At 72.4% G+C, this 20,936-nt stretch carries 19 protein-coding genes; 7 read left to right on the top strand and 12 right to left on the bottom strand.

What is annotated here, in order from left to right:
* Positions 1 to 8: 8 nt before the first annotated feature.
* From K7862_RS09180 to K7862_RS09170, 3 genes are all read right to left on the bottom strand, one after another.
* Complete coding sequence (locus K7862_RS09180) at positions 9 to 857, bottom strand: HAD family hydrolase (protein ID WP_222961950.1); 849 nt, start codon at positions 855 to 857, stop codon at positions 9 to 11.
* Positions 857 to 3,382, bottom strand: coding sequence for a phosphoribosyltransferase (locus tag K7862_RS09175; protein WP_222961949.1), 2,526 nt, complete (start codon positions 3,380 to 3,382; stop codon positions 857 to 859). Before K7862_RS09175 ends, K7862_RS09180 begins: the two co-directional genes overlap by 1 nt.
* Positions 3,383 to 3,452: 70 nt before the next feature.
* Positions 3,453 to 4,625, bottom strand: coding sequence for an HpcH/HpaI aldolase/citrate lyase family protein (locus K7862_RS09170; protein WP_222961948.1), 1,173 nt, complete (start codon positions 4,623 to 4,625; stop codon positions 3,453 to 3,455).
* 181 nt (positions 4,626 to 4,806) lie between these two features.
* Here K7862_RS09170 and K7862_RS09165 point away from each other — a divergent pair, with 181 nt between their 5' ends.
* On the top strand, positions 4,807 to 5,766 hold the full coding sequence (locus tag K7862_RS09165; protein WP_222961947.1) for a TerD family protein: 960 nt from the start codon (positions 4,807 to 4,809) through the stop codon (positions 5,764 to 5,766).
* 54 nt (positions 5,767 to 5,820) lie between these two features.
* Here K7862_RS09165 and K7862_RS09160 read toward each other — a convergent pair whose 3' ends face one another.
* The 6 genes from K7862_RS09160 to K7862_RS09135 form a co-directional block, all read right to left on the bottom strand.
* Positions 5,821 to 6,552 carry a Tellurium resistance gene (locus tag K7862_RS09160; RefSeq protein ID WP_222961946.1) on the bottom strand — a complete coding sequence of 244 codons (732 nt, stop codon included), beginning with the start codon at positions 6,550 to 6,552 and terminating at the stop codon, positions 5,821 to 5,823.
* Positions 6,553 to 6,650: 98 nt separating this feature from the next.
* Positions 6,651 to 7,832, bottom strand: coding sequence for a DUF475 domain-containing protein (locus tag K7862_RS09155; protein ID WP_222961945.1), 1,182 nt, complete (start codon positions 7,830 to 7,832; stop codon positions 6,651 to 6,653).
* 60 nt (positions 7,833 to 7,892) lie between these two features.
* Positions 7,893 to 8,468: a TerD family protein gene (locus K7862_RS09150; RefSeq protein ID WP_222961944.1), complete on the bottom strand. Its 576-nt coding sequence runs from the start codon at positions 8,466 to 8,468 to the stop codon at positions 7,893 to 7,895.
* Positions 8,469 to 8,517: 49 nt separating this feature from the next.
* A complete protein-coding gene (locus K7862_RS09145; RefSeq protein WP_222961943.1) occupies positions 8,518 to 9,093 on the bottom strand; it encodes a TerD family protein in 576 nt (191 codons plus the stop codon).
* Positions 9,094 to 9,205: 112 nt separating this feature from the next.
* A complete protein-coding gene (locus K7862_RS09140) occupies positions 9,206 to 9,664 on the bottom strand; it encodes a peroxiredoxin (RefSeq protein ID WP_222961942.1) in 459 nt (152 codons plus the stop codon).
* A 186-nt stretch (positions 9,665 to 9,850) separates the two neighbouring features.
* Positions 9,851 to 10,291 (bottom strand): DUF3052 domain-containing protein, encoded by a 441-nt coding sequence (locus K7862_RS09135; RefSeq protein ID WP_222961941.1) that lies wholly within the window; start codon positions 10,289 to 10,291, stop codon positions 9,851 to 9,853.
* A 411-nt stretch (positions 10,292 to 10,702) separates the two neighbouring features.
* Between K7862_RS09135 and aceE the strand changes: the two genes are divergently transcribed.
* The 4 genes from aceE to K7862_RS09115 all read left to right on the top strand — a co-directional run bounded on the left by aceE (position 10,703) and on the right by K7862_RS09115 (position 16,193).
* Positions 10,703 to 13,450 carry a pyruvate dehydrogenase (acetyl-transferring), homodimeric type gene (aceE, locus tag K7862_RS09130; RefSeq protein WP_222961940.1) on the top strand — a complete coding sequence of 916 codons (2,748 nt, stop codon included), beginning with the start codon at positions 10,703 to 10,705 and terminating at the stop codon, positions 13,448 to 13,450.
* A 326-nt stretch (positions 13,451 to 13,776) separates the two neighbouring features.
* Positions 13,777 to 14,898 carry an alpha/beta hydrolase gene (locus tag K7862_RS09125; protein WP_222962002.1) on the top strand — a complete coding sequence of 374 codons (1,122 nt, stop codon included), beginning with the start codon at positions 13,777 to 13,779 and terminating at the stop codon, positions 14,896 to 14,898.
* 110 nt (positions 14,899 to 15,008) lie between these two features.
* Positions 15,009 to 15,395, top strand: a complete 387-nt coding sequence (locus K7862_RS09120; protein ID WP_222961939.1) for an MmcQ/YjbR family DNA-binding protein — start codon at positions 15,009 to 15,011, stop codon at positions 15,393 to 15,395.
* A 45-nt stretch (positions 15,396 to 15,440) separates the two neighbouring features.
* The gene (locus K7862_RS09115; RefSeq protein ID WP_222961938.1) at positions 15,441 to 16,193 is read left to right on the top strand and encodes a DUF4429 domain-containing protein; all 753 of its coding nucleotides are present in this window, start codon (positions 15,441 to 15,443) and stop codon (positions 16,191 to 16,193) included.
* Between the two features lie 102 nt (positions 16,194 to 16,295).
* On the opposite strand, the gene K7862_RS09110 is transcribed toward K7862_RS09115, so the two are convergent.
* Positions 16,296 to 17,309 (bottom strand): aldo/keto reductase, encoded by a 1,014-nt coding sequence (locus tag K7862_RS09110; protein WP_222961937.1) that lies wholly within the window; start codon positions 17,307 to 17,309, stop codon positions 16,296 to 16,298.
* Complete coding sequence (locus K7862_RS09105) at positions 17,309 to 17,785, bottom strand: MerR family transcriptional regulator (RefSeq protein ID WP_222961936.1); 477 nt, start codon at positions 17,783 to 17,785, stop codon at positions 17,309 to 17,311. Before K7862_RS09105 ends, K7862_RS09110 begins: the two co-directional genes overlap by 1 nt.
* A 101-nt stretch (positions 17,786 to 17,886) precedes the next feature.
* Here K7862_RS09105 and K7862_RS09100 point away from each other — a divergent pair, with 101 nt between their 5' ends.
* Positions 17,887 to 18,702 (top strand): serine hydrolase domain-containing protein, encoded by an 816-nt coding sequence (locus K7862_RS09100; protein WP_222961935.1) that lies wholly within the window; start codon positions 17,887 to 17,889, stop codon positions 18,700 to 18,702.
* A 48-nt stretch (positions 18,703 to 18,750) separates the two neighbouring features.
* Here the strand turns inward: K7862_RS09100 and K7862_RS09095 are convergent, their stop codons facing one another.
* Positions 18,751 to 19,461 (bottom strand): pirin family protein, encoded by a 711-nt coding sequence (locus K7862_RS09095; RefSeq protein WP_372461528.1) that lies wholly within the window; start codon positions 19,459 to 19,461, stop codon positions 18,751 to 18,753.
* Between the two features lie 180 nt (positions 19,462 to 19,641).
* Between K7862_RS09095 and K7862_RS09090 the strand changes: the two genes are divergently transcribed.
* A complete protein-coding gene (locus tag K7862_RS09090; RefSeq protein ID WP_222961934.1) occupies positions 19,642 to 20,847 on the top strand; it encodes a PucR family transcriptional regulator in 1,206 nt (401 codons plus the stop codon).
* Positions 20,848 to 20,936 lie beyond the last annotated feature (89 nt).

Here is a 20,936-nt window from a genome sequence, read left to right as displayed (position 1 = left end):
CAGCGGTCCTACCGCGTGATGCCCTCCCCCGTGACCCGCACCAGCATCCGCCGCAGGATCTCCTCGCCGGCCGCGACGCCGACCGTGCCGAGCGCGGTGACGTGCGGGGCGCTCCAGCCGCTGTCGGCGAGTTCGCCGTGGCCGGGCGTCCAGCCGGTGTCCGCGGCCATCAGCAGGTCCACGTCGAGCAGCGAGTCCCCGGCGGCCAGCACCTGGTCCACGCCGGTGCGGCGGACCACCTCGGCGAGCGCGGCGCTCTTGCTCAGCGGCTTGGGCACCGCGTAGATCTTGCGGCCCTGCAGGGACACCGTCCAGCCGCGCGGCTCGGCCCACTCGCCGAGTTCCTTGACCCAGCCCGAGGGCAGCCGCTCGCGGTCCACCACCAGGTACGCGAACAGGTCCTCGGCGATCCGCTCCTTGCGCAGCCAGTCCGGGTCGGAGGTGGCCGCCAGGTGCGCGACCACCTCCTCCAGCGGCGCGCAGCCGTCGGACAGGCGGCGCCGCATCTCGTGGTTCCAGTCGTGGTCGGTGCGTCCGTCGACCAGCAGGTGACCGCCGTTGGCGCAGATCGCGTACCGCGGCGGCCGGCCGGGCAGGCTGATCCGCCGGTACTGCTTGCGGGTGCGGGTGGTGGTGGGCACGAACCGCACGGTGTCGGCGAGTTCGGTCAGCAGCCGGCTCGCGGACTCCGTCATGTACGACAGCGGCTTGGACTCGTGCACCTCGACGCACAGCAGCCGGGGCGCGTGCTCGTCGGCCATCGACAGCGCGAGGGCGGCCGTGGAGTAGATCAGGGTGCGGTCCAGGTCGCTGGCGACCAGCGCGCGGGTGTTGGGCGGGAACGCGTGACGGCTCATCAGTTCTGCACCGCCCGGCCGTCGGTGCCGGTCGCGCCGCGGGTGAAGCGCGGGTGGATCAGGCCGACGCACGAGTACGGCAGGTCACCGACCTCCTCGACCGGCACGCCGCGCTGGTCGGCGAGCAGGCGCACGTGGTCCAGGTCGGCGCCCGCGCCGCGCCGCGCGAGGATGCGCCACGGCACGCGGCGCAGCAGCACCCGGGTGGTCTCGCCGACGCCGGGCTTGACCAGGTTGACGTCGCCGATGCCGTACTCCTCGCTGATCCGCTCGACCGCCGCCCAGCCCACCCAGGTCGGCGCGCGGTCCTGGGACCGCAGGGCCGCCAGGTCCGCGGCGACCGTGGCCGAGCGGACCTGGGGGAAGGCGTCGGTCACGGTGTCCAGGAACAGCCCGGAGACGTCCGCGCCCTGCAACTCGCGGTAGAACTTGGCGCCGTGGAAGTCGTCCGGCCCGATCAGGCCGTCGCGCAGCACCGTCCGCGAGATCAGGCCGGAGACGGTGGAGTTGAGGCACGCCGACGGGATGAGGAAGTCGTCGCGGGTGCCGTAGGTGGACACGCAGCCGCCGGGGTCGGCGAGGACCGCGATGTCCGGGTTGAAGCCGCCGAAGTCCTTGACGGCTTCGGCGAGTTCACGGGTGATCGCGCCCTTGCCGGTCCAGCCGTCGACGAACACGACGTCGGCCGGATCGTGGTGGTCGGCGAGCCAGCGCAGCGCGTTGCGGTCGATGCCGCGGCCGCGGACGATCGACACGGCGTAGTGCGGCAGTTCGAGGCCGTGGGCGTGCTCGGCCCAGCGGCGCATCAGCACGCCGACGGGGGTGCCGGCCCGGGCCAGCGAGGCCAGCACCACGTTCCGGCCGCGCTCGGCGAGGACGAGTTCGGTGACGGCGCCGACCGCGCGCGCGATCCGCGGCGCGCTGTCGGCCAGGGCCGAGCGGAAGAGCTCCTGGTACGCCTCGGTGGGCTGGTACTCCACGGGCAGTGACTCGGCGTAGTGCGCCCCGCCGCTCTGGATGGCCTCCTCGCGCTCCTCGGTGGGCGCCTCCAGCTCCACGTCCGAGAGGTCCTTCAGCAGCCAGCCCACCTCCTGCGGCTGGTAGGAGGAGAAGTCGGGTCCGCGCAGCGGCTCGCTCATGCTCGGGGGGTGCCCCTCTGGGTCGGGTCGGTAGGTGGGTACGACGGCGAGCAGAACGGCCGGCGTGTGCAGGGCGAGCTGGGCGAGCAGCCCGCCGTCCTGGTGCAGGACGGGCGTGTCGCCGGCCGAGTCCACGACGCACACCACGGCGTCGAAGCCGGCGCCCGCGACGTTGTAGGCGTAGCGGTCGGCCGGTCCGCCGTCGTCCGGGTCGTCGTGCGCGTCGAACACGATCCGGCTGCGGATCGCGTACCCGGGGTCGTCCACGGCAAGCACGGGCGAGCGCGTGGTGGTCGAGTACCGGACCTCCGGGGCGGCGGTGCGCACGGGGTCCGCGGCGGCCGCCGCAGGCGCCTCGGCGCCCGTCTGCGCGGCCTCCCGCGCGTCGGCGGCGAGGGTGTCCTCCAGCGCCTGGGCGAGCCGCAGCGGGGCGTACATCAGCTCCTCGTTGCCGAGGACGAGGACGCGGGCGGCGCCGGGCGGCAGCGCGTCGGCCAGCCGCCGTCCCATGGCGGGCAGTGCGGCGGCCAGCCGGTCGCCGTGCTCGGGCAGGAAGCCGTGCCGGCCGCCGTCCGGCAGCCCCGCGGGCCAGCCCAGCCCGACGCGCCGAACGAGGCTCCCGACGCCGCCGGCGGCACCGCCCGCTGCCCCCGACCGTCCCGACGGTCCGGCGCCCTCGTGCTCCGCGACGAGCGCCTGCCCCTTCTCCAGCACGCCGTCCGGCAGCGTCACCGTGCCCTCGGCGAGCGCGACGACGTCGACGGTGACGCCGAGGCGGGCGGCGAATTCCGCCAGGGCGGCCCGGTCGGCCGGCCCGCGCATGTCGGTCAGCGCCACGACGACGTAGCGCGGCCGCGGGTTGCGGGCGTGCAGGTCGCCGATGGTGTTGAGGATCGTCCGGCCGGTGGAGAACTCGTCGTCGACGAGCACCAGCGGGCCGTGGCCCCCGAGCAGGGCCGGGTCCTCGGGGAGCAGCAGGTGGCCGGTGGCGTGGCTGTGCTCCTCCTCGAAGCCGCCGCCGGGGGTGACCCCGGGCACCGCCCGCCGGGTGGAGTGCAGGTAGGGCACGCCGCCGATGCCGTCGGCGACGGCGTGGCCGAGTCCGGTGGCGGTCTCGGCGTAGCCGAGGACGACGGCGCCGGCGGCCCCGTCCGGGCCGTCCCCGAGCAGGGCGCGGACGCGCTGCCCGAGGGCGAAGGCGTGCCCGTAGACGACGTGCGGCCGCTGCGGCACGTGCTTGCCCAGCACGTGGGAGACCAGCAGGTGCGCCCGCTTGGGGTTACGGCGCAGGGCCAGGCCGAGCAGGTCGGTGACGCCCTCGCCGTGGAGCGCGACGCCCAGCCGGTCGGCGACCCACTGGCCGGTCCAGGGCGTGTTCGTTGCCATCAGCGGTGATTCCTTCAGAGTGGTGCCTCGTGGTGCCTCGTGCCGGCGAGGGTTCCGCGGGGGCGGCCGGTCAGGACTGCGGCAGGCTGGCCGCGAGCAGTTCGACGAACCCGATGTCCTCGCGGGCGACGCCGAAGACCTCGGCGCGGCGCAGGGTCCGCTCCGCCCAGGCGCGGTGCGGCTTCACCTCGTTCATCTTGTTCGTGTAGGCGCTGCGCAGCACCCCGCCGCCGCTGCGGTCCTCGTGGAGGATGTCGGCGGCGTCGCAGAACTCCTCGTGGGTGACGACGTTCAGCGCGTGCACCACCGGCACGTGGGTGGGGTGGATGCAGGTCTTGCCCTGGAGGCCGTTGGCGCGGTCGAGTTCGATCTCGCGCAGCAGCCCGTCCATGTCCCGCTCGATCAGCGCGTCGCGCAGGTCCTCGGCCTCGGGCCGGAAGGGGCTGAGCCGCAGCTGGGGCTTGAACATCCGCTCGTGGTGGCGGAAGTACTCCCAGACGGGTCCGGTGACGGTGAAGCCGCTGCCGTCCGCGCGGCCGAAGACGTTGACCACGTCGGCGATGACCGCGGCGACGATCTGCACGTCGTAGGCGGTCATCTCGGGGGCCCGGCGCAGCCCGTAGGAGGAGCAGAAGTCGGTCACGCCCAGGCGCAGGGCGAGCACGCGGTCGCGGTACTTGTCCACGGCCCGGGATATGCCGGTCAGCGTCTCCACCCGGCTCTCGAGGTGCAGCAGTTGCGGCGACTCGAGGACGGGCATGGCGAACAGCCGCCGCCCGCTCGCGGCCTCGGCCTGTGCCAGCGCCTCCAGGAAGGGGACGCCGCTCTCCTCGGTGAACTTGGGCAGCACGAATCCGGACAGCAGGGCGACGGTGGCGCCGAGCCGCGCCACGAGGTCGGTGATCTGGCCGGGCGTGCGGACCCGGATGAAGAGCAGCGGCAGCTCGTGGGCGCGCTCCGGCCGGCCGGCCAGCTCGGCGAACTGGCGGACCAGGTTGGCCTCACCTGCGACGACGTCCCGGTCGTCGATGGAGTCCTCCAGGCACAGCACCATGGAGACCACGCCCCGCTCGGCCTGCTTGACGATGTCGTCGGCGAGCCGGGGGCGGGTGGCGGGGCTGTACAGGGTGGCCCCGAGGGCGACCGCGAGCGTGCGGGCCGGCGAATCAGCAGTGAATTCCTGTGGCTCACGGTGAAACAGTTCACTCCTGAGATCACCGGAGAGGTGTCCGAAGTGTCGCATACGCCCCCTTTCAGGATGAAGAACCTGACAACATCTGGCCGATTATCGTACGTGTGAGCATGGGGTACCCGTTCCCTTCGTGTGTGAAAAGCAGGTAACCGCAGCGGGTCCACCCGGTGACCGTCCCGACGGGCGCCCCCGGCGTTGTGGCACGCCCCGCCGGAAGGGCAGGATGACCGGTATGACGCACGTGATGGTGAAGGGCTCGAACACCCCGCTGGACGTCACCGGGGTGCGGGCGGTGCTGCGCTGGACGCCCGGGCCCGGCGCGCCCGACGTGGACGCCTCCGTGCTGCTGCTGGGCCCCGACGGCCGGGTCCGGTCCGACGCCGACTTCGTCTTCTACAACGAGCCGCGTCATCCCTCCGGCCTCGCCCGCCACCTGCCCAAGAAACGGGTCCCCGAGGGCCTGACCGACACCGTCGAGGTCGACCTCACGGCGCTGGACGCCACCGTGGACCGCGTGGTGATCGCCGCGTCCTGCGACGGCGGGCCGTTCCGCACCGTCCGCGACCTCAGCCTCACGCTCTACGACACCGCGGGCCCGCAGCACGCCGCGCCCGTCGTCAGCTTCGAGATCGTCCCCGACACCGGCCACGAGATGGCGCTGATCTGCGGCGAGGTCTACCGCAAGGGGCCGGGCTGGAAGTTCCGCGCGCTGGCCCAGGGGTACGCCTCCGGCCTGGTGGGCCTGGCCACCGAGTACGGCATCGCCGTGGACGACGGCGAGCCCGGGGCCGCCGCCGCGCAGGGGCCCGCCACGCCCGGCCGGCCCGCGTCGGTGCCCACCACCCCGCTCAACGCCTCCCCGACCCCGCCCACGCGGGACCCCGAGGGCGCCAGCGCCTACGGCTACCCGCTGCAGGCGCCCTCACCCGCGCACGTGCCGGCGCAGCCCGCCTACGGCTACCCGCAGCCGGCCGGCGCGTCGGCGCCGCCGCCCGCGTCCCCGCAGGTCCACCAGCAGCCCCAGCAGGGCTACCCCTCCTACGGCTACCCGCAGCCGGTCGCCGCGGCGGCCGCGCCCCCGCCGCCCGCAGCGCCGCCGGCCGTCCCGCCCGCGGCGTCGCCGAACGGCGCGCACGGCGACGGCGGCTTCACGCTGCCCCCGCAGGGCCCGCAGTTCCAGCCCGGCCGGTAGGACGGCCGGGAACGCCCCACGCCCCCGGCTCGCTCTCGCGGCCGCCGCGGGACGTCAGACCTTGGTCTTGTAGCCGCGCCCCCACTGGAGTCCCCAGCCGTAGAGGCGGTCGATCTCGGCCTGGAAGCCGTAGACGTACTTCACCTCGCGGCGCACGATCAGCTCGCCCTTGCGGTTCTCGATCAGCACCACCGCGCATGAACGCGCCTGCGGCTCCCGCTCGCTGAGCGGGATCTCGATGCGGGGGCCGGAGCCGGGGAAGATCTCGACCTTGGCGTGGGTGCGGTCGAACGCGGGCGTGCCGTCGTAGATGTAGACGAAGACCAGCAGCCGCTTGAACTCGTCCCGCTTGTCGAAGTTGATGTAGAGCGTCTCACCGGAGGTGCCGCCGAACCGGTCGTCGCCGCTCATCTGGATCCACGGCGGCCCGTCGAGGTCGCCGAGGAAGTTGCCGAGCGGCTGGACCACGCCCTTGGTGCCGTCGGCCAGTTCGTACATGCAGGCCAGATCCAGGTCGACGTTGACCATGGCCGGTCCTGCCGCCTGCACCACCCGCGGCTTGAAGATCTCCAGCTGGCGGCGGAGGAAGCTGCCGCGGTCGGCGTTCCAGCCGCCGGTGTCCGACGCCCGCATCTGCCAGGAGAGGTTGACCCGCATGTTGCCGACCGCGGCGCCCTGTTTGGTCAGCGACAGCTCGGGACGCCGCCGGGTGAGCTCCACGGAGTGCGCGTTCGCGACGTCGAACTGCTGGGCCCCGCTGGGCCGCAGAAAGCTCCACCAGGCCATGTGCCCCTCCACCCTTTCCCGATGTCCCCACGTGACCGGTCCTGACATGCGGCTGCCCCCGCCGGACGGCGGGGGCAGCCATAGCTGTGCGGCCGGGGTCAGACCCCGGACGTCACTTCTGCCTTGTCGTCGTCCGACTGCTCGGATTCTTCCCCGAGCCTGCGGTTGCGTACCACCGACGACCAGTAGGACGCCGCGATCAGGACAACGCCGACCAGACCCGTGACGAGTTCGCTCACGTCGTACTTGATCGTGAACAGCAGGATGAACGCCAGCGCGCCGATCGCGTAGTGGGCGCCGTGCTCCAGGTAGACGTAGTCGTCCAGGGTGCCCTTGCGGACCAGGAAGACGGTCAGCGACCGGATGTACATGGCGCCGATGCCCAGGCCCAGGGCGATCTGGAAGATGTCGTTGCTGATGGCGAAGGCGCCGACGACACCGTCGAAGGAGAACGACGCGTCGATGACCTCCAGGTAGAGGAACATGAAGAACGCGGCCTTGCCGGCCAGACCGGCGACCCGGGCCACGCTCGCGCCGTTGCCGCGCGCGGCGGCCTTCGGCTCCGCGCCGTCGCCGGCCGCCCCCTCGTCCTCGTCCTCGTCGCCGTCCTCGTCGTCCTCCAGGCGCTCCTCGAAGTAGCCGGAGATGCCGCCGACCACCAGGTAGGTGATCAGGCCGCCGACGCCGGCCAGCAGGACGGTCTCGCCCTTGTCGATGGTGCCGTGGCCGCCGTGGACCGGGACGCCGGTGGCCACCGTGGTGGCGAAGACGACCAGGGTGACCATGGCGATCACCACGGAGAGCATGTCCAGCTTGCCGAGCTTGGCCAGCGGCTTCTCCAGCCAGCTCAGCCAGGTGATCTCCCGCTCCTCGAAGATGAAGTCGAGGAAGATCATCAGCAGGAACATGCCACCGAAGGCGGCGATCGCCGGGTGGGCGTTGGTGACCAGCGTCTCGTAGCGGTTGTGGTCGTTGATCGCGACGTTGACCGCTTCCCACGGGCTGAGCTTCGCGGTGATCGCGACGATGATCACCGGGAAGATCAGCCGCATGCCGAAGACCGCGATCAGCACGCCCACGGTGAGGAACATCTTCTGCCAGAAGGCGTTCATCTTCCGCAGGATGCCCGCGTTGATCACGGCGTTGTCGAACGACAGCGAGATCTCAAGGACGGACAGGATCGCGACGATCGCGAGTCCCTTCACCCCCCAGACGCTGAAGGCGAGGGCGAGGCCGGCGACCGTGATGCCGAGCGACCAGCCGAATGTTCTGAGGAGCACGTGCTTCCCACCCAATCCTTGTGACCTGTGACCACGAGGTCCCCCGCGCGGTACGCGGCTTTACGAAACGTTGACCCCGAAGTCTAGGGCGATCCCGCGAAGACCGGACGCGTACCCCTGACCCACGGCCCGGAACTTCCATTCGCCGCCGTAGCGGTACAGCTCGCCGAAGATCATCGCGGTCTCGGTCGAGGCGTCCTCGGTCAGGTCGTAGCGGGCCAGCTCGCTGCCGTCGGACTGGTTCAGCACGCGGATGTACGCGTCGCTGACCTGCCCGAAGGTCTGGACGCGGGAGTCGGCGTCGTAGATCGAGACCGGGAAGACGATCTTGTCGACGGCGACCGGGACCTTGGACAGGTCGACCAGGATGGTCTCGTCGTCACCGCCGCTGCCGCCGACCAGCTCGTCGCCGGTGTGTTCGACGGAGCCCTCCGGGCTCGTGAGGTTGTTGTAGAAGACGAAGTACTCGTCCCCCAGCACCCGGCCGTTGGCGCACAGCAGGGCGCTGGCGTCCAGGTCGAAATCGGCGCCGGTGGTCGAGCGGGCCCTCCAGCCCAGGCCGATCTGCACCTGGGTGAGATTCGGCGCGGCCTTGGAAAGGGAGACATTGCCTCCCTTGGCGAGCGTGACGCCCATCGTGGTTCGTTCCTCCCCGTATCGCGGTTCTGGGCTGCCCTGGATCGGGTCAGACGTTGACGCCGAAGTCCTGCGCGATGCCGCGCAGACCCGACGCGTAGCCCTGGCCGATGGCACGGAACTTCCACTCCCCGCCGTGCCGGTAGAGCTCGCCGAAGACCATCGCGGTCTCCGTCGAGGCGTCCTCGGTCAGGTCGTAGCGGGCCAGCTCGCGGCTGTCCGCCGCGTTGACCACCCGGATGTAGGCGTTGCGCACCTGGCCGAAGCTCTGCTGGCGGCTCTCGGCGTCGTAGATCGAGACCGGGAAGACGATCTTGGAGACGTCGGCCGGCACCCCGGCCAGGTTGACGTTGATCACCTCGTCGTCGCCCTCACCCTCACCGGTGAGGTTGTCGCCGGTGTGCTCCACGGAGCCGTCGGGGCTGCGGAGGTTGTTGAAGAACACGAAGTGCTGGTCGGAGAGGACCTTGCCCTGGTCGTTCGTGAGCAGCGCGCTCGCGTCCAGGTCGAAGTCCGCTCCCGTGGTGGTCCGGGCGTCCCAGCCCAGCCCCACGACGACCGCCGTGAGGTTCGGCGCCTCCTTGGTCAGCGAGACGTTGCCACCCTTGCTGAGGCTGACTCCCACGAGTCCTCCGTCCGATCGAGCTGTGTCCAGCGGTGTCAAGCGGTCCGTCCGACGTGCGCGGCACGCCGTCCGATGGATCAACGTGCCGAGCTTAGTGACCGGTTCCCGCGGACTACAGGGCCTGGAGGGCCTTTGCGTAGTCCTGCAGGTCCCGGGCGTCGGGCAGGCCGTTGACGACGGTCCAGCGGATCGTGCCGTGCTTGTCGATGACGAAGGTGCCGCGCACCGCGCAACCCTTGTCCTCGGCGAAGACTCCGTAGGCCCGCGAGGCGGTTCCATGCGGCCAGAAGTCCGACAGCAGGGGGAAGTCCAGGCCCTGGGCGTCGGAGAAGGCCCGCAGGGCGTGCATGGAGTCGCAGGAGACCGCGAGCAGCTGGACGTCGTCGTTCTGGAAGGACGGCAACTCGGCCTGCACGGCCTGCAGTTCACCGGTGCAGACACTGGTGAAGGCGAACGGGAAGAACATCAGGACGACGTGCTTGGCCCCGGCGAAGTCGGCGAGCCGCACCGTCCGGCCGTGCTGGTCGGGCAGGGCGAAGTCCTTCGCGGGGGCGCCTTCGGGGAGGGGCATGGCAGCTCTCAGCTCGTTCGGTACGGCGGCCCGCCGCACCGCCGGCCCACCGCGGGGCGGCAGCCGTCACCCGGCCGCGCCCAGCCCGTGGCAGGGGCGGCCGGGAACGCTGCGCGACCCGTGCGGCGGCCGGCCGCACGACGGCGTGCCCGGGAGGACCCGGGGCGGGCCCGCGGGCGGGCGGCGTTACCGCTTGCCGGCGCGGACGGCCTTGGGCGTGACCAGACGGCTGCCCGTCCAGTCCTTCGCCGCGTTGACGCTGCTGGTCTGGGCCAGACCCGCGGTCTGGGCCGCCTCGCCGATCTCACTGGGCTCGACGTGGCCGTCGCGCCCGGTCTTCGGGGTCATGAGCCAGATCGGGGCGCCCGGATCGATCGTCGACGTGGCGTCGACGAGCGCGTCGGTGAGGTCGCCGTCATCCTCGCGGAACCACAGCAGGACGGCGTCGGGCACGTCGTCGTACTCCTCGTCGGCGAGCTCCTCGCCCGTGAGCTCCTCGATACCCTCACGGAGCTCCTGGTCGCAATCCTCGTCGTACCCGAGCTCCTGGACCACCTGTCCGGGCTCGAAACCAAGCCGGCTCGCCGGGTTGGTCCGCTCCTCCGCGTGGTCCGCGGTCGCGCTCACGCTTTGCCTCCTGTCATGGGGACTGTCCTGTGCTCTGTGTGCCCGCTCCGGTGCGGGCTTATTGGCGGTAGTCCACACGGGCGCGGCGGATCGCGCAAGTACCCGGCGTACGAGACCGCCGAAACGGTGATGATTCGACCGTCATCGTCGCAACCCGCACCCTCCATGGTGACGCACATCACGCCGGTTTGCCGGTGTTGTGCGTGATTGGCGGCACGAGTCGGTCGTACGTCCGACTGGGCGTAGAGTTCGGGTTTGGCCCGCCGGCCCCCGCGCGCCCAGGTGGCACGCGTCCCGCCGACCCCGTGGTTACCGCTCGGTAGAGATGACGTATCCAACCACGCGGTACACGATGGAGGCGGCGCGACCCCAGCAGAGCACCGAAAACTCAACGAGCAGTGAAGGAACAGCGTGGCTTCCGGATCCGATCGCAACCCGATCATCATTGGCGGCCTTCCCAGCCAGGTCCCGGATTTCGATCCCGAGGAGACGGCGGAATGGCTCGACTCGCTCGACGCGGCCATCGACGAGCGCGGCCGGGAGCGGGCCCGTTACCTGATGCTCCGCCTCATCGAGCGCGCCCGCGAGAAGCGTGTCGCGGTGCCCGAGATGCGCAGCAGCGACTACGTCAACACCATCGCGACCAAGGACGAGCCGTTCTTCCCCGGCAACGAGGAGATCGAGCGGCGCGTCCTCAACGCCACCCGGTGGAATGCCGCGGTGATGGTGTCCCGCGCACAGCGTCCCGGCATCGGCGTCGGCGGCCACATCGCCACCTTCGCCTCCTCCGCCTCGCTCTACGACGTGGGCTTCAACCACTTCTTCCGGGGCAAGGACGACGGCCTCGGCGGCGACCAGGTCTTCTTCCAGGGCCACGCCTCGCCGGGCATCTACGCCCGCGCCTTCCTGCTCGACCGGCTCTCCGAGGCGCAGCTCGACGGCTTCCGCCAGGAGCACTCCAAGGCGCCGAACGGCCTGTCGAGCTACCCGCACCCGCGGTCGATGCCCGACTTCTGGGAGTTCCCGACCGTCTCCATGGGCCTCGGCCCGCTGGGCGCGATCTACCAGGCCCGGATGAACCGCTACATGGAGGCGCGCGGCATCGCCGACACCTCCAAGTCGCACGTGTGGGCGTTCCTCGGCGACGGCGAGATGGACGAGCCCGAGTCGCTCGGCCAGCTCTCCATCGCCGCCCGTGAGGGCCTGGACAACCTGACCTTCGTCGTCAACTGCAACCTGCAGCGGCTCGACGGCCCGGTGCGCGGCAACGGCAAGATCATCCAGGAGCTCGAGTCGCAGTTCCGCGGCGCGGGCTGGAACGTCATCAAGCTGATCTGGGACCGCACCTGGGACCCGCTGCTGGCCCAGGACCGCGACGGCGTGCTGGTCAACAAGCTGAACACCACGCCGGACGGCCAGTTCCAGACGTACGCCACCGAGACGGGCGCGTACATCCGCGACCACTTCTTCGGCGACGACCAGCGCCTGCGCAAGATGGTCGAGAACCTCACCGACGAGCAGATCCTGCACCTCGGGCGCGGCGGCCACGACCACCGCAAGATCTTCGCGGCCTACACCGCCGCGCTGGCGCACAAGGGCCAGCCGACGGTCATCCTCGCCCAGACCATCAAGGGCTGGACGCTGGGCCCGAACTTCGAGGGCCGCAACGCGACCCACCAGATGAAGAAGCTGACGGTCGACGACCTCAAGCGCTTCCGCGACCGGCTGCACCTGCCGATCACCGACGCGCAGCTCGACCAGGGCCTGCCGCCGTACTACCACCCGGGCCGGAACTCCGAGGAGATCCAGTACATGCACGACCACCGCATCGCCTGCGGTGGCTACGTGCCGACCCGGCTGGTCCGTGCCAAGCCGCTGCCGCTGCCGGGCGACAACGCCTACGCGGCGGCCAAGAAGGGCTCGGGCGCGCAGTCGATCGCCACGACCATGGCGTTCGTCCGCGTCCTGAAGGACCTGATGCGGGACAAGGAGATCGGCAAGCGGTTCGTGCTGATCGCCCCCGACGAGTACCGCACCTTCGGCATGGACGCGTTCTTCCCGAGCGCGAAGATCTACAACCCGCTCGGCCAGCAGTACGAGTCGGTGGACCGCGAGCTGCTCCTGGCCTACAAGGAGTCGCCGACCGGCCAGATGCTGCACGACGGCATCTCCGAGGCGGGCTGCACCGCCTCGCTGATCGCCGCGGGCTCGGCGTACGCCACGCACAACGAGCCGCTCATCCCGGTGTACGTCTTCTACTCGATGTTCGGGTTCCAGCGCACCGGCGACCAGTTCTGGCAGATGGCCGACCAGCTCTCGCGCGGCTTCGTGCTCGGCGCCACCGCGGGCCGCACCACGCTGACCGGTGAGGGCCTGCAGCACGCCGACGGCCACTCGCAGCTCCTGGCGTCCAGCAACCCGGCCTGTGTGGCCTACGACCCGGCGTACGCGTACGAGATCGCGTACATCGTCCAGGACGGCCTGCGCCGGATGTACGGCGAGACCGCCGACGGCAAGCCGGGCGAGGACGTCTTCTACTACCTGACCGTCTACAACGAGCCGATCCAGCACCCGGCCGAGCCGGCGGACGTGGACGTGGAGGGCATCCTCAAAGGCGTCCACCGGATCAGCCCGGCCCAGGCGGGCACCGTCCCGGCGCAGATCATGGCGTCCGGTGTCGCAGTGCCGTGGGCGATGGAGGCCCAGCGCATCCTCGCCGAGGACTGGGGCGTCAAGGCTGACGTGTGGTCCGCGACCTCCTGGAACGAGCTGCGCCGCGAGGCCGTGGCCGTCGAGGAGCACAACCTGCTGCACCCGGAGGAGGAGCAGGGCGTCCCGTGGGTGACGCGCAAGCTCTCCGGCGCGGAGGGCCCGTTCGTGGCCGTCTCCGACTGGATGCGGTCGGTGCCGGACCAGATCGCCCGCTGGGTGCCGGGCCGCTACACCTCGCTCGGCGCGGACGGCTTCGGCTTCGCCGACACGCGCGGGGCGGCGCGCCGGTTCTTCCACATCGACGCGCAGTCGATCGTGCTCGCGGTGCTCACCGAGCTGGCGCGTGACGGCAAGATCGACCGCTCGGCGCTGAAGCAGGCGGTGGACCGCTACCAGCTGCTCGACGTGGCCGCGGCCGACCCGGGAGCGGCCGGCGGCGACGCCTGACGCACCCTCGAACGGGGGTCCCGGACACGTCCGGGGCCCCCGTCGCCATGCCCGACGGGGCGTCATCTCTTTGCCGGAATATTCCTTTGCGAAACGTGATCCGGGTCACGCCTGCAACCGAGCGGGCCTGCTGACTGTCTACGCTGGGGCCAGGAACGGCCGTCCCCGACGGCGGTCCCTGCCCCCGGTCCGCTCCGGATCCCCACCCGGCCGCCGTCCCGCTCCGCGGGGCGTATTCGCGAGGCAGCAGCGATTTGACCCTTCTCTACGCACGACTGAGCCCCACCACCGTCCGCGCCCTGCTGGCCCTGGCGGTCGTCTTCGTCATGCTGGGCACCACCGGCTGGACGGCGATCCGCCCCCATACCGCGACCAGCGCGCGGGCCGTCGCCCTGACGGCGTGGATGCACGGCACCATCGGCCACCGCAAGCTGCCGGACCCGAACGCGGCCCCCGGCACCATCGCCCGCTTCTTCGCCTCGCTGAGCGGCGCCCAGAGCCTGCTGCTGACCCGCCGCTACTCGCTGGTGGTCGGCAACCTCAACGGCGCCCCGCCGGCCCTGCGCTACCGCGCCAACCGGCTGTCGCTGGCCCGCTTCCGCGCCAGTGAGGCGGCCCGCTCGGTCAGCGACAAGCTCACACCCGCCGGCCGCAAGGTCGCCGGCCGCCTCTCGCAGCGGTACGCCTCACTGCTCGCGGACAAGCGCCAGATCCTCTCCTTCGACCCGACCGGCGACGGCCGGGTCGCCGAGGTCTTCGGCGACCTCACGACCGCCCGCCGGATCGCCGTCGTGGTGCCGGGCGTCGACACGGACATGCTCACCTTCGAGCGCACCGTCAAGCCCTACGCGGCCCCGGTCGGCATGGCCGGCGCCCTGTACGACGCCGAGCAGAAGGACGTGCCGGGCGCGCGCACCGCGGTCATCGCCTGGGCCGACTACACCACGCCGTCCGGCGTCGGCCTGGACGCCTCCACCGGCGCCCTCGCCGAGCGCGGCGCGGTCCGGCTGGAGGGCCTGGTCGGCGCGCTGCCGCGGCAGGCCGACGTCTCGCTGTTCTGCCACTCGTACGGCTCGGTGCTGTGCGGGGTGGCCGCGCCGGACCTGCCGCACGGCCGGATCGACGACATCACCGTCTTCGGCAGCCCCGGCATGCGCGTGCGGCGCGCGGCCGACCTGCGCACCACCGCGCACGTGTGGGCGGCCCGGGACGGCAGCGACTGGATCAGCGACGTGCCGCACGTGGAGTTCGCCGGGCTCGGCCACGGCGCCGACCCCGTCTCGGCCTCGTTCGGCGCCCGGGTGATCAGCGCGGCCGGCGCCAGCGGCCATCCGGGCTACTTCGCCCCCGGCACCACCAGCCTGGCCAACTTCGCGGAGATCGCGCTGGGCGACTACCAGGCGGTGGCCTGCAAGGACGGCAGCACCGGCTGCACCTCGGGCCTCTGAGGACAGCGGGCCTCCGGCGGACAGCGCACCTCCGGCGGACAGCGGGTTCCCGGCCGAAAACGGCCGCCGGCGGACGGCGGGCTGTCGGACCCGCGGCCTAGGCTGACCGCATGGTGACCTTCGAGGAGTTCGCGGGGCTCGCGCTGGCGCTGCCGCAGGCGCACGAGCGGATCACCTGGGGCAGCGAGCACACCTTCCGGGTGGGCGAGAAGATCTTCGCGATGGGGGCCCCGGAGTCCGCGCACGTCTCACTCAAGGCGTCCCTGGAGGACCAGAGCGAGCTGATGGCCGCGGACCCGGAGACCTTCTCGTCCGCGCCGTACGTCGGCCGGTTCGGCTGGGTGCGGGTCGCGCTGGCCCGCGCCGACGCCGGGGAACTCGCCGAACTCCTCACCGAGGCCTGGCGGCGAACGGCGCCGAAACGCGCGGTGAAGGCCTTCGACGGGGCGGGTGGGACGCAGGTGGCCGACGGGCCGAAAGGGAAGCGACGCGCGTAGCGCACGCGGGGACCGTTGTGCGGGCCCGGTCATAGGCTGACCCTTATGGGTGATGTGCTGACCGGGAACAACGCCGTGTGGGAGTTCGAGCCCGACGCTGTGGTGATCCGGTACAGCCGGGGCGTGCGTGGCTCGCGGCTGCTCCAGGCACTCGCCGAACGGCGGATCCCGCACGCCGCCCTGGAGAGCGTGGAACTGCTCGACGGCCGGCGCGGGACGGCCGTGCTGCGGGCGGTGCCCCGGCACGGCGCCGACCCGCTGATCGAGGCCGCCGGCGGCCAGCTCAAGGAGGCCGCCGACCCGTACCGGCTGGTGCTGCCCGACCAGAACCGCACGCTCGCCGAGTACTACCGCGACGAGCTGCGGGCCGCGATCGCCGGCCACGACGGGCTGGAGCCGCCCGCCCGGTTCCTGGTGGAGCCGCCCCCAGCGCCCCGCTCCTTCAAGGCCTACGACGCGAAGGCGTTCTTCGACGGCCGGACCGTGGCCTTCCGCTGGTTCTGGACCGGCGCGTCGTCCGCCAAGTGGAAGGCCGGCGACCAGGTGTTCCCGGTCGAGGAGCTGAGCGGGCTCGACTGGCGCTCCCCCGAACTGCTCCACGGCCATCTGCGGCTGCTGCGCCGGGACGCCTCCCCCGGCGGCCCGGGGGGCGGGCCGGGCGCCGGGACGCCCCCGGGGGAGGCGGACCAGGACCCGGCCGCCGTGGTCTTCGGCCTGGGCTACGGGCCGGTCCACGAGTCGCTGCCGTTCGCCGCGGCGGTGCTGGCGGCGATCCGCGCGGCCCGCGCCCGCGCCTGATCCGGGCTACTCGCGCGGCCCGGACCCGGGCTGCCCGCGCGGTCCTGAGCCGGCCTGCTCGCGCGCGGACCGATCCGGACTACTCGCGCGGACCGATCCGGACTACTCGCGCGCGGCCGAGGTGCCGGCCATGTCCGCGTAGCGGTCGCCCACCACGGCACCGGCGATCGGCTCCAGCCACTCCAGCTCGACCTCGTCCAGCGTGATGTGCGAGGCCGCGACGTTCTCCAGCACCCGGGAGGGCTTGCGGGTGCCCGGGATCGGGACCACCGGCAGGCCGTGCACCTCGGCGCGCTGGTGCACCCAGGCCAGGGCGATCTGGCCGAGCGTGGCGTCGTGCGCCTTGGCCGCCTTGCGGACCGGGTCCAGCAGATTGGCGTTGTGCCGGGCGTTGTCACCGGTGAACCGCGGCTGGCTGCGGCGGAAGTCGCCCTCGCTCAGCTCGGCCGAGGCGTCCTGGAAGGCGCCGGTGAGGAAGCCGCGGCCCAGCGGCGAGTACGGCACGAACGTCACGCCGAGCTCGGCCGCCGCGCCGACCACCGAGATCTCCACGTCCCGGCTGAACAGCGACCACTCGGACTGCACGGCGGCGATCGGGTGGACGGCGTGCGCCTCGCGCAGCTCGGCGCCGGTCACCTCGGAGAGCCCGAGCTGCCGCACCTTGCCCTCGGCGACCAGCTCGGCCATCGCGCCGACCGACTCGCTCAGCGGGACCCGCGGGTCGCGGCGGTGCATGTAGTACAGGTCGATGGTGTCGATGCCCAGCCGCCGCAGGCTGCCCTCCACCGCCTCCTTGATCCAGGCGGCGTCGTTGCGGATCTCCCGGCCGCCGTCCGGCGTCCGGTGGATGGCGAACTTGGTGGCGAGCACGACCTCGTCGCGGTGCGCCTTCAGGAACGGCGCCAGGAACTCCTCGTTGGCGCCCATGCCGTACATGTCGGCGGTGTCGAACAGGGTGACGCCGGAGTCCAGCGCGGTCTCCAGGGTCTCGCGCGCCGCCGCCTCGTCGGTGGCGCCGTAGAAGTCGCTCATGCCCATGCAGCCCAGGCCCTGGACGCCGACCAGCGGGCCGTTCTCGCCCAGCCGGGCGGTTCCGATGCGGTTCTGGGAGGTCATCAGGCGGTCCTCTCCGGGGCGCACTGCGCACCCGCGTAGGTACTGATCTTGTGGTCGAGGATCGTCAGGGTGTCCTGGAGTTCGGCGATGCGCTGCAGGACGTCGCACCGGGTGGACTCCAGCATCGCCCGCCGTTGCGCGAAGGTGTGGTCGCCCTCGCGCACGAGCTCGGCGTAGGTGACCATGTCGGCGACCGGCATCCCGGTCAGCCGCAGCTTGCCGACGAAGGCCAGCCAGTCCAGGTCCCGGTTGCTGAACCGGCGCTGGCCGGTGTGCGAGCGGTCCACGTGCGGCATCAGCCCGATCCGCTCGTACCAGCGCAGCGTGTGCGCGCTGAGGCCGGTGAAGCCCGCGACCTCGCTGATCGTGTACTGGTCCTGCCCGTCGGGCCGCAGGTGCCCGTCCTCCGCCTCGCAGGCCGCCACGCCCGCCGATCCGACCCGCCGACTGCTCTTCGCCACCTGCACGACCGTCATGGCGTCCACGCTAAGACCTTGGAGTGCACTCCAGGCAAGCACGAACGGCACAGCGGGGGCCGTTGCGCGCCACGGTCGCCGTCGCCTCTAGGCTCGCCTGCATGGAGAGCCTGGGGATGATCGCGCGGTGGCCGGTGCCGAACGCCGCTGCCGCGGTGGTGCGGCAGGACGGCACGGTGGCCGGCACGACGGGGCCGGTGGACCGGGAGTTCCCGTTGGCGTCGGTGACCAAGCCGCTGGCCGCCTACGCCGTGCTGGTGGCCTACGAGGAGGGCGTCTTCGAACTGGACGACCCGGCGGGCCCCGAGGGCTCCACCGTCCGGCACCTGCTGGCGCACACCTCCGGGCTCGCCTTCGACGAGCACCGGGTGACGTCCCCTCCCGGCACCCGCCGGCTGTACTCCAACGCCGGGTTCGAGGTGCTGGGCGAGACCCTGGCGAAGGCGGCGGGGATGCCGTTCGCCGAGTACCTGCGGCAGGCGGTGCTGGAGCCGCTCGGCATGACCGGCACGTCGCTGCCCGGGTCGCCGGCGGCGGGCGGCGTCTCGACCGCGGCCGACCTGGCGCGGTTCGCCGCGGAGCTCCAGGCGCCCCGGCTGCTGCACCCCTCGACGGTGGCCGCCGCGACCTCCGTGGCGTTCCCGGGGCTCAAGGGCGTACTGCCGGGCTACGGTCTCCAGAACCCCAACGACTGGGGCCTCGGTTTCGAGATCCGCGACGGCAAGTCCCCGCACTGGACCGGTTCGCACTCCTCGCCGGCCACGTTCGGGCACTTCGGCCAGTCGGGCACGTTCCTGTGGGTCGACCCGGCCGTCGGCGCCGCCTGCGTGGTGCTCACCGACCGGGACTTCGGCGAGTGGGCACTGCCGCTGTGGCCCGCTCTGACGGACGCGGTGCTGGCCGAACTCGCGGGCTGAGCACGGCGTTCGGGGCGAGGCCGCCGGGCCACCGGGCGCCCGGCGCCCCTACGGCCTCGGGTCCATCGCCCAGACCAGGTACTCCGCCGGGCCGTCGGTCCGCGCCTCGACGGGTTCCCGGCCGGTGATCCGGGCCGCGTCGCCGGGGCAGAGCCGGGTCGTGCCGTTCAGGTGCACGGTGCCGCGCACCACGTGCACATAGCGGTAGGCGGCGGCCGGCAGCGTGCTGCTGTCGTGCCCGGCGGGCCGGGCCGCCCACAGCGCCGCGGCGGGCTGCCGCAGCAGCACCGGCGGGCAGGCGTCCGGCGCGCCCGCGGCGAGCAGGCGCAGCCCCGGCCCGGGCGGCACCGGCGCGGTGACCGCGGTGTACTGCGGCGGCCCGCCGAACGGGTCGGGGCGCAGCCACATCTGCAGGAACCGCAGCGGATGCGTGCCGCCGTTGCGCTCGACGTGGCGGACGCCGGTGCCCGCGCTGAGCAGCTGGAGGTCGCCCGCGCCCAGCCGGGCGGTCCTGCCCTGGTCGTCGCGGTGCTCCAGGGTGCCCTCCAGCACCCAGGTGACGATCTCGGTGTCCCGGTGCGGGTGTTCGCCGAATCCGGCGCCCGGCGCGAGGAGTTCCTCGTTGCACGCCATGAGCAGCCCGAACCCGACGTTGTCCGGGTCGTAGTGCGATCCGAACGAGAAGGCGTGCAGCGTCGTGACCCCGGCGTCCGGGTCCCCGCCGCGGTACCGCCCCTCCCCGGCCCATACCTCCATCACGCCTCCCAACCTAGGCCCTCCGCCCGGAGCTTCCGTCACGGCTCGCCCCCTGACGGGCGCTGACCGGCGCCGACCGGCCGGAACGGGCGCGCGGCGGCCGCGACCCGGGGGCAAAGCCGGTGGGGCGGGAATGGGACACCCGGGGACACGCCCCGGGAGCGATAAGGCAGGCTTGGGTACGTGCCAGAACCTTCGCAAACGCCGCAGGCCCCCGCAGAGACCGCCCGGGGGGACCACTCCGCCACGCTGAAGCGGCTGGAGAAGTCGGCGGGCCGGCTGGCCGCGCACGCCATCGCGCGGATGGACGAGCAGCTGCCGTGGTACCGGGCGATGCCGCCCGAGAACCGCTCGTGGATCGGCCTGGTCGCGCAGGCCGGCATCGCCGCGTTCACCGAGTGGTTCCGGCAGCCCGAGGCGCCGCAGGCGATCAGCACCGACGTGTTCGGCACCGCCCCGCGCGAGCTGACCCGGGCGATCTCGCTGCGCCAGACCGTCGAGATGGTCCGCACCACGATCGAGGTCATGGAGGCCGCGATCGACGACGTCGCCGCCCCCGGCGACGAGGCGGTGCTGCGCGAGGCCCTGCTGGTCTACGCGCGGGAGATCGCGTTCGCCACCGCCCAGGTGTACGCCCAGGCGGCCGAGGCCCGCGGCGCCTGGGACGCGCGCCTGGAGTCGCTGGTGGTCAACGCGGTGCTCTCCGGCGAGGCCGACGAGGGCGTGCTGTCGCGGGCCGCCGCGCTGGGCTGGAACTCCCCCGACAAGATCGTCGTGGTGCTGGGCACCGCGCCCAACGGCGACAGCGAGCTGACCGTGGAGGCGATCCGCCGGGCCTCGCGGCACGCCAAGCTCCAGGTGCTGACCGGGGTGCTCGGTGAGCGGCTGGTGGTGGTCGCCGGCGGCGACGACGACCCGATCCGGGTGGCGAAGGCGCTGATCGGGCCGTTCGCGCCGGGGCCGGTGGTGGCCGGGCCGGTGGTCGGCGACCTGCTGAGCGCGACGCGGTCGGCCCAGGCCGCCGCGGCCGGGCTGAAGGCCTGCGCGGCCTGGCCGGACGCCCCGCGCCCCGTGCTCTCCGACGATCTGCTGCCCGAGCGCGCGATGGCCGGCGACCGCTTCGCCCGCGACCAGCTGGTGGAGGAGATCTACAGGCCGCTGGAGGAAGCGGGCTCGGCGCTGCTGGAGACGCTGAGTGTCTACCTGGAGCAGGCCTCGTCCCTCGAAGGGGCCGCCAGGATGCTCTTCGTCCACCCCAACACCGTCCGCTACCGGCTCCGACGTGTGACTGATGTCACCGGGTGGTCACCCAGCGACGTGCGTTCCGCCTTCACCCTCCGCATCGCCCTGATCCTGGGCAGGCTGTCCGATTCCGACCGCTCACTCTGAGTTTTTGTCCGACACCCACAAATCGCCCGGGACTTCTTGGTCCCTGTCCTCACGGGCGGTCGGGCCCGCTCGCGAGAGAGAGTGTGAGG

The sequence above is a fragment of the Actinacidiphila acidipaludis genome, assembly GCF_019890725.1.
Taxonomy (GTDB): Bacteria; Actinomycetota; Actinomycetes; order Streptomycetales; family Streptomycetaceae; genus Actinacidiphila; species Actinacidiphila acidipaludis.
The sequence above is the reverse complement of the archived record's forward strand: the minus strand, read 5'-3'. Positions and strand labels throughout refer to the sequence as shown.